This is a genomic window from Rhizobium sullae (assembly GCF_900169785.1).
Lineage (GTDB): Bacteria > Pseudomonadota > Alphaproteobacteria > Rhizobiales > Rhizobiaceae > Rhizobium > Rhizobium sullae.
The window spans coordinates 1-13,999 of the sequence record NZ_FWER01000011.1 but is presented as its reverse complement, the minus strand read 5'-3'; the positions used below and the strand labels follow the sequence as shown (position 1 = coordinate 13,999).

Annotated in this window: 13 protein-coding genes, 1 tRNA gene and 1 pseudogene; 12 read left to right on the top strand and 3 right to left on the bottom strand. The window is 59.5% G+C overall.

The features are described 5' to 3' along the window. Positions 1-115 precede the first annotated feature (115 nt). On the top strand, positions 116-2,068 hold the full coding sequence (locus BN1800_RS11525; protein WP_086997569.1) for an acetoacetate--CoA ligase: 1,953 nt from the start codon (positions 116-118) through the stop codon (positions 2,066-2,068). Between the two features lie 225 nt (positions 2,069-2,293). Here BN1800_RS11525 and BN1800_RS11520 read toward each other — a convergent pair whose 3' ends face one another. Next, a complete protein-coding gene (locus BN1800_RS11520; protein ID WP_086997567.1) occupies positions 2,294-5,830 on the bottom strand; it encodes a sensor histidine kinase in 3,537 nt (1,178 codons plus the stop codon). Positions 5,831-6,044: 214 nt separating this feature from the next. Here BN1800_RS11520 and BN1800_RS11515 point away from each other — a divergent pair, with 214 nt between their 5' ends. The 5 genes from BN1800_RS11515 to BN1800_RS42325 all read left to right on the top strand — a co-directional run bounded on the left by BN1800_RS11515 (position 6,045) and on the right by BN1800_RS42325 (position 7,936). Next, the gene (locus tag BN1800_RS11515; RefSeq protein WP_086997564.1) at positions 6,045-6,494 is read left to right on the top strand and encodes a phasin; all 450 of its coding nucleotides are present in this window, start codon (positions 6,045-6,047) and stop codon (positions 6,492-6,494) included. Positions 6,495-6,624: 130 nt separating this feature from the next. After that, positions 6,625-6,701: transfer RNA gene (locus tag BN1800_RS11510), tRNA-His, on the top strand. A gap of 193 nt (positions 6,702-6,894) precedes the next feature. Further along, complete coding sequence (locus BN1800_RS11505; protein ID WP_027509938.1) at positions 6,895-7,140, top strand: helix-turn-helix domain-containing protein; 246 nt, start codon at positions 6,895-6,897, stop codon at positions 7,138-7,140. Positions 7,141-7,275: 135 nt separating this feature from the next. After that, on the top strand, positions 7,276-7,710 hold the full coding sequence (locus tag BN1800_RS11500) for a DUF4174 domain-containing protein (protein ID WP_086997561.1): 435 nt from the start codon (positions 7,276-7,278) through the stop codon (positions 7,708-7,710). Between the two features lie 25 nt (positions 7,711-7,735). Next, on the top strand, positions 7,736-7,936 hold the full coding sequence (locus BN1800_RS42325) for a hypothetical protein (protein ID WP_027509940.1): 201 nt from the start codon (positions 7,736-7,738) through the stop codon (positions 7,934-7,936). Here the strand turns inward: BN1800_RS42325 and BN1800_RS11490 are convergent. Further along, positions 7,897-8,778 carry a LysR family transcriptional regulator gene (locus tag BN1800_RS11490; RefSeq protein ID WP_027509941.1) on the bottom strand — a complete coding sequence of 294 codons (882 nt, stop codon included), beginning with the start codon at positions 8,776-8,778 and terminating at the stop codon, positions 7,897-7,899. The two genes, BN1800_RS42325 and BN1800_RS11490, sit on opposite strands and share 40 nt — an antisense overlap. 32 nt (positions 8,779-8,810) lie before the next feature. Next, entirely contained in the window at positions 8,811-9,143 is a 333-nt protein-coding gene (locus BN1800_RS11485) for a putative quinol monooxygenase (RefSeq protein WP_086997558.1), read from the bottom strand. A 199-nt stretch (positions 9,144-9,342) separates the two neighbouring features. Here BN1800_RS11485 and BN1800_RS11480 point away from each other — a divergent pair, with 199 nt between their 5' ends. From BN1800_RS11480 to BN1800_RS11465, 6 genes and pseudogenes are all read left to right on the top strand, one after another. Continuing rightward, a complete protein-coding gene (locus tag BN1800_RS11480) occupies positions 9,343-10,839 on the top strand; it encodes a CoA-acylating methylmalonate-semialdehyde dehydrogenase (protein WP_086997554.1) in 1,497 nt (498 codons plus the stop codon). A gap of 78 nt (positions 10,840-10,917) precedes the next feature. Then, positions 10,918-11,037, top strand: a pseudogene (locus tag BN1800_RS43880) (hypothetical protein); the annotation flags it as partial. Between the two features lie 139 nt (positions 11,038-11,176). After that, a complete protein-coding gene (locus BN1800_RS43875) occupies positions 11,177-11,449 on the top strand; it encodes a M48 family metalloprotease (RefSeq protein ID WP_425298996.1) in 273 nt (90 codons plus the stop codon). A 94-nt stretch (positions 11,450-11,543) separates the two neighbouring features. Next, on the top strand, positions 11,544-12,020 hold the full coding sequence (gene rirA / locus BN1800_RS11470; protein ID WP_086997551.1) for an iron-responsive transcriptional regulator RirA: 477 nt from the start codon (positions 11,544-11,546) through the stop codon (positions 12,018-12,020). A gap of 40 nt (positions 12,021-12,060) precedes the next feature. After that, the gene (locus BN1800_RS40270; RefSeq protein ID WP_143533950.1) at positions 12,061-12,366 is read left to right on the top strand and encodes a hypothetical protein; all 306 of its coding nucleotides are present in this window, start codon (positions 12,061-12,063) and stop codon (positions 12,364-12,366) included. Further along, on the top strand, positions 12,363-13,958 hold the full coding sequence (locus tag BN1800_RS11465) for an ABC transporter substrate-binding protein (RefSeq protein WP_086997548.1): 1,596 nt from the start codon (positions 12,363-12,365) through the stop codon (positions 13,956-13,958). Before BN1800_RS40270 ends, BN1800_RS11465 begins: the two co-directional genes overlap by 4 nt. Positions 13,959-13,999: the final 41 nt, after the last annotated feature.

The following is a 13,999-nucleotide window of genomic DNA, read 5'->3' as shown; positions in this document are numbered from 1 at the left end:
GCCGGATATATGAAACGGCGGATAGATGCAAATCCGGAGAGCCGCGTCCGGGGCGATGCACACTTTATAATGCGGTGCAGCATGGTATATAGCAAATAATAGGGGAGGAGATTGAATGAGTGATACAGTGCCGCTTTGGGTACCTTCGAGAGAGTCGATTGAAGCAAGCCCGATGCATGCCTTCATGCAGCGCTGCAACGCCGAGTTTGGTCTGAAGCTCGAAACCTATCCGGACCTTCACGCTTGGTCGATCGCTGAGCGCGAAAAGTTCTGGACCTCGGTTTGGGCATTCTGTGGCGTGAAGGGGGAGCAAGGCGCACGAGCGCTCGCCGATGGCGATCTCATGCTCAAGGCTCGCTTCTTTCCTGATGCGAAACTGAATTTCGCCGAGAACCTGCTATCGAGCGAAGGGCCGGCTGACGCAATCGTCTTCCGCGGCGAGGACAAAGTCGAATATCGCTGGTCGTGGGACCGGCTCCACGCGCTCGTATCACGGCTGCAGCAGGCCTATCGCGCGCTTGGTATCGGCGAGGGGGATCGCATCGCCGCGATGATGCCGAACATGCCGGAAACGGTCGCCTGCATGCTGGCTGCCGCTTCGATTGGCGCCATCTGGTCGTCCTGTTCACCGGATTTTGGCGAACAGGGTGTCCTCGACCGCTTCGGTCAAATCGGCCCCAAGCTATTCATTGCCTGCGACGCCTATTGGTATGGTGGCAAGCTGCAGGACGTTAAGGCGAAGGTTGCTGCGGTCGCAAAGAGCCTCGGCGCTCCGGCGGTGGTTGTCCGCTATGCCGGCGATGCCGCAGCGGTTGCGGGCGAAACGCCCAAATCAAAGACGCTGGAAGAATTCATTAGGCCGTACCAGCCCAAAGCCGTCGAGTTCGTGCGGCTTCCTTTTGAGCATCCGCTTTATATTCTCTTCTCCTCCGGCACCACCGGCGTGCCAAAATGCATCGTTCATTCCGCCGGCGGCACGCTGCTGCAGCATCTGAAGGAGCATGTGCTGCATTGCGGTTTGAAGCGGGGCGAAAAGCTCTTCTATTTCACCACATGCGGCTGGATGATGTGGAATTGGCTGATGAGCGGCCTTGCCACCGGCGTCACGCTCTGCCTGTTCGACGGCTCGCCCTTCGCGCCGGACGGCAATGTGTTGTTCGATTATGCGCAGGCTGAAAAATTCGCGGTCTTCGGCACGTCCGCAAAATATATCGATGCGGTGCGCAAGGGCGGGCTGACGCCGCGGACCACCCACGATCTTTCGAGCCTGCGTCTGATGACATCCACGGGATCGCCCCTTTCGCCCGAAGGCTTCACCTTCGTCTACGAGGGCATCAAAGAAGACATCCAGCTGGCCTCGATCTCGGGCGGCACGGATATCGTCTCCTGCTTCGTGCTCGGCAATCCGCTGCAGCCTGTCTGGCGCGGCGAAATTCAGGGAGCGGGCCTCGGCCTTGCCGTCGACGTATGGGACGATGAAGGCAAGCCCGTCCGCCAACAGAAGGGTGAACTGGTCTGCACTAAGGCCTTCCCGTCGATGCCGGCCGGCTTCTGGAACGATCCGGACGGCGCGAAATACAAGGCGGCCTATTTCGAGCGCTTCGACAATATCTGGTGTCATGGCGATTTTGCCGAATGGACCGAGCATGGGGGTCTCGTCATTCATGGCCGCTCCGACGCGACGCTGAACCCCGGCGGTGTGCGAATCGGCACCGCCGAGATCTACAATCAGGTCGAGCAAATGGAGGAAGTGGCCGAAGCGCTCTGCATCGGCCAGGATTGGGAGGACGATGTGCGCGTGGTGCTTTTCGTTCGCCTCGCGCCTGGTGCGTCCTTGACGGACGAACTCGTCAAAGCCATCAAGAGCCGCATCCGCACCGGCACCTCGCCGCGCCATGTGCCGGCGAAGATCATCGCGGTCCCTGATATTCCGCGCACCAAATCCGGCAAGATCGTCGAGCTGGCGGTGCGCGAGGTCGTGCATGGCCGGCCGGTGAAGAACAAGGAGGCGCTCGCCAATCCCGAGGCGCTCGACCTGTTCGTCGGGCTCGAGGAATTGCGCTTCTGACTTCAATCAAATGCAGTGGAAACTACAAGCTTTCACCGTTCATAGCTTCATCGGCCAGAAACCTTTTATTAAGAAAGGTTTGTCAAAGGTAAAGGTAACTTAGGGCTGCAAATGAACAACGCGGCTTGGGGGCCACCGGGCTCCCCGAAACATGATGTTGATCGACTAAGATCTTGTTGAACAGCACCAAACTCCAGGCAGCCTTTCTCGGCTGCCTTTTTTGATTCAGCCTGCCAGCACGCGCTGCGACGGGAAGGTGACCTCCACAAGCGTGCCCTCGTTCGGCGCCGAATTGATCGAGAAGATCGCCCGGTTTGCATCCACCATCGCTTTGGTCAGCGGTAGGCCGAGACCCGTGCCGTCGCCGCGGTGGCGCGACTGCGTGGAAACCTGCCGGAACGGCTTCATCGCCTGGTCGAGTTCGCTGCGCGTCATGCCGATGCCGGTATCGCGCACGCGCAGCACGACGCTGCCACTGGCTTCATACGACGTCGATACGACGATCTGGCCGCCCGACGGGGTGAAGCGGATGGCGTTGGAAAGGATGTTGAGGGCGATCTGCTTGATCGAACGGAGATCGGCAACGACATTCGGAACCGACTGCGACAGCGCCGTTCGGATGATGACGCGCTGGCCGTTCGCCTGCGGCTGGACCAGCGCCACGGCTTCCGAAATCGCCTCGTTGAGGCCGACGGATGCGAAATCGAGATCCATCTCGCCCGCTTCGATCTTCGAGATATCGAGCAGGTCGTTGACGATATCGAGCACATGGCGACCGGAGCGGCCGATGTCGTTTGCATATTCGATGTAGCGCGGATGGCCGATCGGCCCGAAGCGCTCGCTCGCCATCATGTCCGAGAAGCCGATGATGGCGTTGAGCGGCGTGCGGATTTCGTGGCTGATACGCGCCAGGAAATCCGTCTTGTGGGCGTTCGCCGTTTCAGCGGCGCCCTTGGCATTGCGAAGCTCGTCCTCGGTGCGCTTCCACTGCGTTATATCGCGGATGACGGCGCAATAACCGCTGGAGGAGGTCAGCCGGCCCATAGTCATGAACAGCGGCACGAAGCCGCCGGATGACTCACGCCCGATCACTTCGCGCCCGTCGTTCAGAACGCTGGCGACGCCATGGCCGGAAAGGCCGTTCAGATAGTCGAGCACCGCCTTCTGGCTCTCATGCGCGAAGAGCATCACGAAGGGCTTGCCGCGTGTTTCTTCCTCATCGTAGTTGAAAAGCGCGCTCGCCGAGCGGTTCATCGAACGGATGTCGCCCTCGGCGCCGATGACGACCACGCCGTCCGTCGCCGTCTCCAGGATGGAGCGAAGCTCTTCCACCTCGATCTGCAGTTTGGCAACCTTCTCGACCATGCGGTCGGAGCGGCTGTCCAGGCGTGCCTCTTCGTTCTGGGCCGGCGCCACGTCGCTGCCTTCGACCGGCATCAGCGCAAGCATGAGTGCGCTGGATTCTTCCCAGCGGATCGATTGAAGGCGGGCGGTGACCGGCATAAGTGTGTCGTCGGCCCTAACGAGCATCATTGCGCCCGGGCGTCCGGCTTTTTCGTCCAGGTCGCGGCGCTGCAGCAGCGCGTCGATCCCGCCGACATCGCTGAGATCCTCAAGGGACGCATAGCCGGTCAGGCGCATGAATTCGGGATTGGCATGGATCAGCGCATCGCCAGCATGGACCAGCACGGCAACCGGCAACTGGTCGACGGTGTCGGCCGATAGCCCGTCCGTCATCTTCACCCGCGGCGGAATGGCGCTGTGCAGCACTTCGATCGGGCTGAAGGTTTCGTGTAGGCCTTCGGTGGCATCGTCCTCGTCCAGCTCGGACGGCTGAGTCGCCTCATCACCTTCGTCAGCAGATTCCGCCGTATCGGCCGGTTCTTCGGCGGCAATCGCACTCTCGAAGACTGGCTCGTCCGGTTCGCCTTCGGTAGGCTCCACCGGTCCAGCAGCAGCCGCGCCCTCTGCGGGTGCGGGCTCCTCGTCGCGAACGCCGAAAGCTTCCAGCCGCTTGGCGATCTCGCGGAAGTTTGCCTGCTCTGCCGCGCTCAGCGTCGGACCCGCGCCATGGAGTTGAATGATCTTGTCCGTCAGCCGCCGACTCGGCGTTTCCACGACACGCAGGGCTGGCCGCTCTTCGCGAGGCTCGGCTTCGGAGGCTGCCTCGGGCTCAAGTGCGGCGGCCGGCGCTTCCGGCTGAGGCTGCACGTCAGATGCTTCTGGAGCAGCCTCTTCCGCAGATTTTTCCGGCGGCTGGTCGTGGCTGGTCGGGTCGCGGCCGGCGGCATCCGGGCCGAGGGTCAGGCCGAGCGCCAACGGATCCTCGGTCGTGTCGGACAGCCGGACAACACCGAAGCCGCGGAAACCGTCGAATTCCCGGTTGCGCGTATAGGTAGGCAGCGCGGCGAGATCGACCGGAACGATCAGGCTCGTTCCCTCGATCGGCCAATGGATTGTCTTGCCGGACCATGTGTCCCGGCGTTCGAGCGCGTCGGCGATCTTCCCTTCGGGATCGAGATTGAAGAGCGCCGAAATGTCAGAGAAGGCCGCGCCGATGATATTGGCGGCGTGCGGACCGACGGCATCTGCGAATTCGCCCGACACTTCGCTGAAGTGGCCGTCAGCATCGATCTTCCAGACAAAGCGCGTCGCCCGGCTGTTCGGCTTGAACTTAAAGCCCTCGGATACAGGCTTGCCCTCAGCCCTGTCTTCGCCGCCGGGTTCGGTTCCATGCCCTGGATTGTTTTCGGCAGGCTCGGCCTCGATCAGCGCTGAGGCGGGTTCCGTCCCGGTCTCCAGCTCCGCCGTATAGTCTGCGACGGGCTCCGCCTCATCTACAGGAGGTCGTTCCGGCTCGGATAGGATAAGCTCCTGCTGCTCCTCATGGTCGGTGACTGGCTCATCCGCCGCTTCCGCTGCACTCTCGGCTTCCTCGCCGTCGACACTCTCCAGCGCCTCTTCCACATCCTCGATGTCCGCAACAGCATCGAGCGCGTCGGCGAATTTCGCGCCCTTCGGCTCATCGATATGGTTAACGGCGGCTGTGGATAACGGTTCTTCCGGCGCTGCCGCGTCGATCGGGTCAAGATGGCCGAGCACGGTTTCGACGGCGAAGAGAAGATTCAGCGCCGGTTCGTCGCTGAGCTTACCGACGGCAGCGGGCAGGTAACCCTTGCCGGTGGCGACCGGCCGCTTGACGAGCCGGTCGGGATGGGTGCCCGCCAGACCAGTCAGCGCCTTCGCCGTCTGTTGGGTGATGCCGAGCGACGCAAAGCCGGGCGAGGAGGCAATGACTTCGCCTTCCGCGCCGATCACGGCCATGTGCGTATCGGGATCGTCGAGCCCCTCAAGCATTCGCGCTGCGGACTCCGCGGCGGAAAGCGGCTTTGAGGAAACGGGGACCGAGAACAGAATGGCGCGCTCGCCGGAGGAGAGCCCAATCAGTTCGGCTGTTGCCTGCGCCGGCGCCCGCTGGAAGCCTTTGGCAATCCGGATCATCAGGTTCCTGCTATCGCCGACCGCGGCGAGTTGGCGGGCCGTGGTCTCGATCTGACGGAAGGTGATGTCGGCGCGGTTCACGCCCTGATCGAGAAGATCATAGACCGCCGTCTGGCCGAAGAGTTCCGCGCCGGCGCCGTTGGCCCAGAGCAAACGGGAAAGGTCGGCCGAGAAAAGCAATAACGCTTCGCCGCGCGAAAAGCGTTCCCGCACCCGCTGATGCACGGCGATGTCGATGAACGGGTACTGGACTGCGGGCATGTCGGAACCTTGTCCCTTTCGGCCTCTTCAAGTTAACAGTCTATTAATAACGATGAGCCGGAAACGGGTCCAGCTTGGGGGTTGGATTTCGGGCGGAAAGGTTAATTCGTTGTGCGGCGCACAAATTATGTTGCAATGCACAATAAACTTGCCTATATAAGATACATCCAAACTACGCAGGCGTTATCCGCCTGAACCCAAGGAGCTTAATTCGATGGCTAACATAAAGATCGACGACGTTTTTTCAATGTCCTCTTTCGACCCGTCCAAGTTCACTGAATCCTTCCGCGACTTCACTGAAAAAGGCGCCCAGCAGTCGCGTGAAGCCTATGCAAAGATGAAGGCCGCTGGCGAAGATGCCGGCAAGACCCTCGAAGCCACGGTTCAGACCGCGCAGGCCGGCACTGTCGAAATCGGCCTGAAGGCGATTGACGCGCTCCGCATAAACGCTGAGAATTCGCTGTCGCACATGGAAGCGCTGCTCGGCGTGAAGTCGATTGCAGAGCTCGTCGAACTTCAGACCGCTTTCCTGCGCAAGCAGGCGGAACTGACCGTTGAGCAGGCGAAGTCGATGCAGGAAACCTCCAAGCAGGTCGCTGAAAAGCTCGCAAAGCCCACCAAGGAAGCTGCCGAAAAGGTCATGGCCTCCTTCAAGGTTGCCTGATCCGCGACCGGTGCGACAAAACAAAGGGCTGGACCGCATGTCCGGCCTTTTTGTACATTGAGCGGAGATAGGGCTTGAATTAATTTCCAAGTCCTCGTATGTGACCCCCGTCGCGCCGGGCGCGATTTGTGCGGTTGTAGCTCAGTTGGTTAGAGCGCAGGTTTGTGGCACCTGAGGTCGGTGGTTCGAGACCACCCAACCGTACCATTCCTCTCAAAACGAATTCAGCATATCGAGCCATTCGGCTTATCGTTTGCTGACCATTGCCCTCCGGCATGTGCCGCCTATCTACTCCCGGCAACGCAGGTAAACTTTGTGTTATATTGCGTTGCAAAATGTGAGCGGGAGTGTCATTTTGCGCCGGGGGTTACATCAAGAGTGCTTTTAGAAGGAGACTTTAATGTCCATTTCTCTCAAGAATCTGGATGGATCCAAAGCAACGGTGGTTTCAGCGATCAACGTTGCCGCCGAGGTCAGGAAAGCGCGCGAAGCCGTAGGCTACAGCGTCGATGACCTAGCGGTCACCTGTGGCCTCGTCACCAATGAAATCATCGAAATCGAAAATGGGGAAAATGCCGATCCCGCAAAGCTGCGGCGCATTGCTGCCGCCCTGCAGGTTCCGCCGTCCGACTTCGTTCCTATGTAAGATGACAATGTGAACGAACTAAAAAGCCGGTCAGATTTTGACCGGCTTTTTTCGTGTGGCTTTGCGCCATGCCATCCGAAATGATGGAACCTGCCCATCCCTCCGGCCGTTCTACAGACTGACGGGAGAATGAGGATGCCGAAAACCTTTCTTTACGGTGCGACCAAGGTCGAGGAGACGAACGGCGCCCAGGCGGTCGCTAGCCTCGAACAGTTTCGGTGGAAGAGCCGGGTTCTGGTCATTTTCGCCGACAAGGACAACAGCCGCGCCGCCCGTCAGGAAAACCAGCTGCTTGCCGATCGCACCGGCCTGGAGGAGCGCGATATGGTCGTTCTCAAGGTTTCCGGCAGCACGGTCAAGCCGATCTTCGGCGGAGGCGGCAATCTGAACGAGAAGGCGCTTCGAAAGGAGCTCCATGCTCCCGAGGCCGGCGAATTCGGAGCTGTCTTGGTTGGCAAGGATGGAACGGTGAAACTCAAGGTGAGCGAGCCGGTGAGCAACGGCGAACTTCTTGCCATCATCGACAGCATGCCGATGCGTGCGGCCGAATCCCTGAAACCCGACAAATAAGCAAATAGAAGACGGAAGGAGCAGGATGTCCGTTCCCAACGAACCCATTCCCGATCAGCCGCCGATGCCCGGACCTGGCTGGAAACCGGAGCCGCCCGTCAAGGAGCCCGATCCCGATCGCCTGCCGGACGAGACGCCCAATCCCAATCCGGACGAAAACGAAGAGCCTCCAAAGCAGGCCGGCGGTCAAAGGAATATCTGCCGTTCTGCGCCGACCAGTTCCTGAAGAAAGTCGGCGACAGTGCGCACGCGCACCAGATCGCGGGCGCTCTCGTGGTAGGTCGTCCAGTAGGCGCGCCGGATCGAGACGTCGGGCAGGATACGAACCAGTTCGTCATACTGCCGGGCGATGTAGTCGTGCAGGATGCCGACACCAGCCCCGGAGCGCACTGCCTCCGTCTGGCCGGTCGCCGAGGAGATCTCAAAGCCAGCGCTCCAGTTGCGCATGACCTCGCCGGTGAAATTCAGAGATTGAGAAAAGAGCAGGTCCTCCACATAACCGATGCGGCGATGCTGCTTGAGCGCCTCGTTGTTGTCGGGCAAGCCGTTGAGTTCGGCGTAGCGGCGCGAGGCATAGAGCCCCAGCGTATAGTCGGTCAGCTTCGAGGATACGAGGCGACCCTGTTCGGGCCGTTCCAGCGTGATGGCGATGTCCGCCTCGCGTTGCGATAGTGAGAAAGAGCGCGGCACTGGCACCAACTGGATTTTCAGCTCCGGATGACGCTCGATCAGCCGTCCGATACGCGGGGCCAAAAAGGAAACGCCGAAGCCGTCGGGCGCCCCGACGCGGACCGTGCCGGCGATAGCCGTGTCGGTGCGACCAAGGTTAGCCTGCGCGGCGAGCATTTCCGTCTCCATCCGCTCAGCCGAAGCGAGGAACACTTCGCCTTCGGCAGTCAGCTCGCAGCCATTGGTGCGGCGGGTGAAGAGCCGAGACTTCAGTGCCCCCTCGAGCGACGTCACGCGCCGCGAGAGGGTGGCGTGGTTGAGCCCCAGCCGCTTGGAGGCGGCAAGGATCTGCCCCGTTCTGGCTACGGCGAGGAAGATGCGGACGTCGTCCCAGTTCATGTCCTTAAGTCCTTGCTGCCCGAGTCCCGAACCTACGTCGCCAAATGATCGCCGGTCTTACCGCGCAGAATGATGGGATCGACATCAATGAGTGACAGCGACGTGACCATGTGGGCGGTCGACGTCTTGTACCTGAGGAAATGCGGCGTCTGGAGATGCGCTTCGTAGTCCTCCTGGCTGGCATAGACTTCGAAGATGCAGATTTTTTCTGGACGATCCTTGATCGAGACCGCGTATAAGGTCAGCACGCCTTGTTCGGACGCGACCGACGCCTCGATTTCTTCAGCCAGGAGCGCACGATAGGCATCGAGCTGGGCGAGGTCTATCTCCAGTTCCGCCATTCTCACGACACGTTTGCCGCTCATCGATGGACGACCCTCCTCTTGAGTTCAGCCTCTTGCGCGCGGCTGTCCAGGGTTGCGCCTTGGAGAAGGCCTGCTGGAGGAGTGCTCGCACGTTATGGCTTCGATTTTTGCACAACGGTTGCTTATCGCAATGCATTGATTTGTGCAAATTGAAGTGCGATTGTGGCGCTATCAAGGGAATTCAAGAGGAGGCACATCCATGTACGAGATCGGTCATTTCATTGGCGGCAAGCATGTTGCGGGCAAAAGCGGCCGCAGCAGCAACGTCTACAATCCGGCCACCGGCGAAGTTCAGGCAACCGTGGCGCTCGCAAGCGTCGAGGAAATCCGCGCCGCGGTCGAAAATGCCAAGGCGGCGCAGCCGAAGTGGGCCGCAACTAATCCGCAGCGTCGCGCCCGCGTTTTCTTCAAGTTCGTGGAACTCCTGAACAAGCATATGGACGAGCTTGCCGAACTGCTCTCCAAGGAGCATGGCAAGACCGTCGAAGACTCCAAGGGCGATATTGTCCGAGGTCTTGAAGTCTGTGAATTCGTCTGCGGCATTCCGCATCTGCAGAAGGGCGAATTCACCGAAGGCGCAGGCCCGGCGATCGACATGTACTCCATCCGCCAGGCCGTCGGCATCGGCGCCGGCATCACTCCGTTCAACTTCCCGGCCATGATCCCGATGTGGATGTTTGCCCCCGCAATTGCTTGCGGCAACGCCTTCATCCTCAAGCCCTCCGAACGTGATCCGTCCGTTCCGCTGCGTCTTGCCGAACTGATGATCGAAGCCGGACTTCCGGCAGGCATCCTGAACGTCGTCAACGGCGACAAGGCCGCCGTCGATGCGATCCTGACGGACCCGGATATCGGCGCCGTCACCTTCGTCGGTTCCACGCCGATCGCCCGTTATGTCTATGGTACGGCCGCCATGAACGGCAAGCGTGCCCAGTGCTTCGGCGGCGCCAAGAACCACATGATCATCATGCCGGATGCCGACATGGACCAAGCCGTCAACGCGTTGATGGGCGCAGGCTATGGTTCGGCGGGCGAGCGCTGCATGGCGATCTCGGTTGCCGTTCCGGTCGGCGAGGAAACCGCAAACCGCCTCGTCGAGAAGCTGACGCCGAAGATCGAGTCGCTGCGCATCGGCCCCTACACCGATGAGAAGGCCGACATGGGGCCGCTTGTCACCAAGGAAGCCTATGCCCGCGTCAACAGCCTGATCGATCGCGGCGTCGAGCAGGGGGCGAAACTCGTCGTCGACGGCCGCGGCTTCAAGCTGCAGGGTTATGAAGACGGCTATTTCGTCGGCGGCTCGTTGTTCGACCACGTCACGCCGGACATGGACATCTACAAGACCGAAATCTTCGGACCTGTGCTTTCCGTCGTCCGCGCTCATAACTACGAAGAAGCCCTGTCGTTGCCGATGAAGCATGAGTATGGCAACGGCGTTGCGATCTATACCCGCGACGGCGATGCCGCCCGCGACTTCGCTTCGCGTATCAACATCGGCATGATCGGCATCAACGTCCCGATCCCGGTTCCGCTTGCCTATCACTCCTTCGGCGGCTGGAAGGCCTCGAGCTTCGGTGACCTCAACCAGCATGGCACGGACTCGATCAAGTTCTGGACCAAGACCAAGACCGTCACCGCCCGCTGGCCGTCAGGCATCAAGGACGGCGCCGAATTCGTCATGCCGACGATGAATTAGGATCGAAAAGCAGATCAATACCGATTGGGGGCCACGGCCCCCAATTTTACGATTTTAAGTTGTTAAATTTGTTAACGCGTGCTTCTCGACTTGAGGAAGAGTGGCGAGTTTTCGTCCAGACGCCCGATTGGACCGAATGCCTTTGCGCTTCCGGACGGCAATATCGTCATCACGGGCGAACTCGTGGAATTGGCAGGCGGCGACACTGAAATGATTGCTGCCGTTTTTGCCCATGAAATCGGCCATATCGAGCATAAGCCACAGCCTGTGCCAAACCTATCGCGCCGCCGGCGTCGCGGTCTGGTGATGCTGGTCCCTGGCGACGTCGGATCAGACCTTGACCGGGGGCGGATTGCTGGCGCTTTCCTACTCGCGATCCGCCGAAGGCGAAGCCGATCGCCGGTCCCTCGATCTCATGAGGAAGTCCGGCATGGACCCCCGGCCGCGATCGCGCGCTTTTTCGATACGATCGAGACGAAGCTCGGTGACCACTCCAAAACCAGAATGCTTTTCCACGCATCCTGTGCGCGTGACAGGAAAGAAGCCATCCCGAAATAAGCCGGAGACGCCGACTGAAATCGGACGGCAGCGGCCAGCGGCACAAACGTGAATGCAAATTTCATATTTTGGAATTGTTCAAAACTAGGAAAGCCACTATATAGCTTCCATACGGGCATTGAGCCCACACGATTCAGGAGAACGGCATGCGATTGACGAAGCAGACCAACTATGCGGTTCGCATGTTGATGTATTGCGCTGCCAATGAAGGGCGTCTGAGCCGGATTCCCGAAATTGCCAAGGCGTACGGGGTTTCTGAACTCTTCCTGTTCAAGATTCTCCAGCCGCTGAACAAGGCGGGCCTTGTCGAAACAGTTCGAGGCCGCAACGGTGGCGTCCGACTTGGCAAACCGGCGAAGGAGATCAGCCTTTTCGACGTCGTCAAAGTCACCGAAGACAGCTTTGCGATGGCCGAATGCTTTGAAGACAGCGCAGCCGAATGCCCGTTGGTCGACAGCTGCGGTCTGAACTCGGCGCTTCGCAAAGCGCTCAACGCCTTCTTCGACGTGCTGGCCGAATATTCGATCGACGATCTCGTGAGGGCGCGGCCGCAGATCAACTTCCTCCTCGGCCTGACCGGTGAGGATTACCGCAAGCCCGCAATTAGCGTTCCGGCTGCTTAACCTCCGGCACGTAATAGTCGAATATACGCAAGAACCGCAGTTGCAACATGCAACTGCGGTTCTTGCGTTTTCGGCCTGCCGAATTGAATGCGGAGAGGCTTTTTGCGTATCCAAAAAGCGCGAAATTATACCAAAAGCGACAAAAGTTCAGCCTCATTCGCCCGATTATTTCCAAATGAGGCCGATTTTTGACGGAAAATTTCTAAAGTTGTCCAACTGGAAAAATTTTCTGCGGATACCGTTGCTTTCAGCAAATAAATATCGTTCCATCGGCCCGCTGATCGGGAATATTTGTGCTCGATCTCCAAAGATCAAAAAAGAACAAACCTGGGAAACAAAATTATGAAAAAGCTCTCCGTCCTGCTGGCAGCGACGGCCCTGGCTTCGGTCATGGCGACGTCGGCCTGGTCAAAAACCCTTGTCTATTGCTCTGAAGGTTCGCCGGAAGGCTTCGATCCGGGCCTCTACACCGCCGGCACGACCTTCGATGCGACCTCGCGCACGGTCTACAACCGCCTCGTCGAATTCAAGCACGGCAGCACCGAGATCGAGCCGGGTCTCGCCGAAAGCTGGACCGTTTCCGATGATGGTATGGTTTACACCTTCAAGCTGCGGCCGGGCGTCAAGTTCCAGACCACTGAATTCTTCACGCCGACGCGCGATCTCAACGCCGACGACGTCATCTTCTCCTTCGAGCGCCAGCTAAAGGCCGACAATCCGTGGAACAAGTATGTCGAGGGCGGTTCTTATGAATACGCCGCCGGCATGGGCTTCCCGGAGCTCATCAAGTCCATCGAGAAGGTCGATGACCTGACGGTCAAGTTCACGCTGACGCACTCTGAAGCACCCTTCATGGCCGATCTTGCCATGGACTTTGCGTCGATCCTGTCGAAGGAATATGCCGACAAGCTCGCAGCCGACGGCAAGATGAACCAGATGAACCAGATGCCACTCGGCACCGGTCCGTTCACCTTCGTCGCCTACCAGCCGGATGCCGTCATCCGCTACAAGGCCAACGAGAGCTACTTCAAGGGCAAGGAAAAGATTGATGATCTCGTCTTTGCGATCACCTCCGACGCTGCCGTCCGCGCGCAGAAGCTGAAGGCCGGCGAATGCCACATCATGCCGTACCCGAATGCTGCAGATGTCGCCGAACTGAAAAAGGACGAGAACCTGACCGTGCTTGAAGAAGCCGGCCTCAACGTTTCCTACGTTGCCTACAACACGCTGGTCCCACCGTTCGACAAGGTTGAAGTCCGCAAGGCTCTCAACATGGCGATCAACAAACAGGCGATCATCGATGCCGTCTTCCAGGGCGCTGCAGCGGTTGCCAAGAACCCGATCCCGCCGACGATGTGGTCGTACAACGATGCCGTCGAAGACGACAAGTATGATCCGGATGCGGCAAAGAAGATGCTTGCCGATGCCGGCGTCAAGGATCTCAAGATGAAGCTCTGGGCGATGCCCGTCTCGCGTCCGTACATGTTGAACGCCCGCCGCGCGGCTGAACTGATGCAGGCTGACCTTGCGAAAATCGGCGTCGACGTCGAGATCGTCACCCATGAATGGGCCGAATACCTGAAGCTCTCGTCCGCCAAGGACCGTGACGGTGCCGTCATCCTCGGCTGGACCGGCGACAACGGCGATCCGGACAACTTCATGCACACCCTGCTTGGTTGCGATGCTGTCGGCGGTAACAACCGTGCGCAGTGGTGCAACAAGGAATTCGACGATCTGATGATCAAGGCCAAGACGACGGCCGACGTTGCAGAGCGCACCAAGTTCTACGAACAGGCACAGCTGATCTTCAAGAAGGAAGCTCCCTGGGCAACGCTCGATCACTCGCTCGTCTTCATCCCCGTCAGCAAGAAGGTTTCCGGCTTCGTGCAGGATCCGCTCGGCTACCACCGCTTCGACGGCGTCGACATTTCCGAATAACAAGAACTATGCAAGAATGCCCGGTGAAAGCCGGGCTGGCC

Coding starts and splice junctions, on each gene's coding strand:
- BN1800_RS11480 (WP_086997554.1), top strand. CDS start 9,343: ATGTACGAGATCGGTCATTTCATTGGCGGCAAGCATGTTGCGGGCAAA.
- BN1800_RS11515 (WP_086997564.1), top strand. CDS start 6,045: ATGGCTAACATAAAGATCGACGACGTTTTTTCAATGTCCTCTTTCGAC.
- rirA (WP_086997551.1), top strand. CDS start 11,544: ATGCGATTGACGAAGCAGACCAACTATGCGGTTCGCATGTTGATGTAT.
- BN1800_RS11490 (WP_027509941.1), bottom strand. CDS start 8,778: ATGAACTGGGACGACGTCCGCATCTTCCTCGCCGTAGCCAGAACGGGG.
- BN1800_RS11465 (WP_086997548.1), top strand. CDS start 12,363: ATGAAAAAGCTCTCCGTCCTGCTGGCAGCGACGGCCCTGGCTTCGGTC.
- BN1800_RS11520 (WP_086997567.1), bottom strand. CDS start 5,830: ATGCCCGCAGTCCAGTACCCGTTCATCGACATCGCCGTGCATCAGCGG.
- BN1800_RS11485 (WP_086997558.1), bottom strand. CDS start 9,143: ATGAGCGGCAAACGTGTCGTGAGAATGGCGGAACTGGAGATAGACCTC.
- BN1800_RS42325 (WP_027509940.1), top strand. CDS start 7,736: ATGTCCGTTCCCAACGAACCCATTCCCGATCAGCCGCCGATGCCCGGA.
- BN1800_RS11500 (WP_086997561.1), top strand. CDS start 7,276: ATGCCGAAAACCTTTCTTTACGGTGCGACCAAGGTCGAGGAGACGAAC.
- BN1800_RS11505 (WP_027509938.1), top strand. CDS start 6,895: ATGTCCATTTCTCTCAAGAATCTGGATGGATCCAAAGCAACGGTGGTT.
- BN1800_RS11525 (WP_086997569.1), top strand. CDS start 116: ATGAGTGATACAGTGCCGCTTTGGGTACCTTCGAGAGAGTCGATTGAA.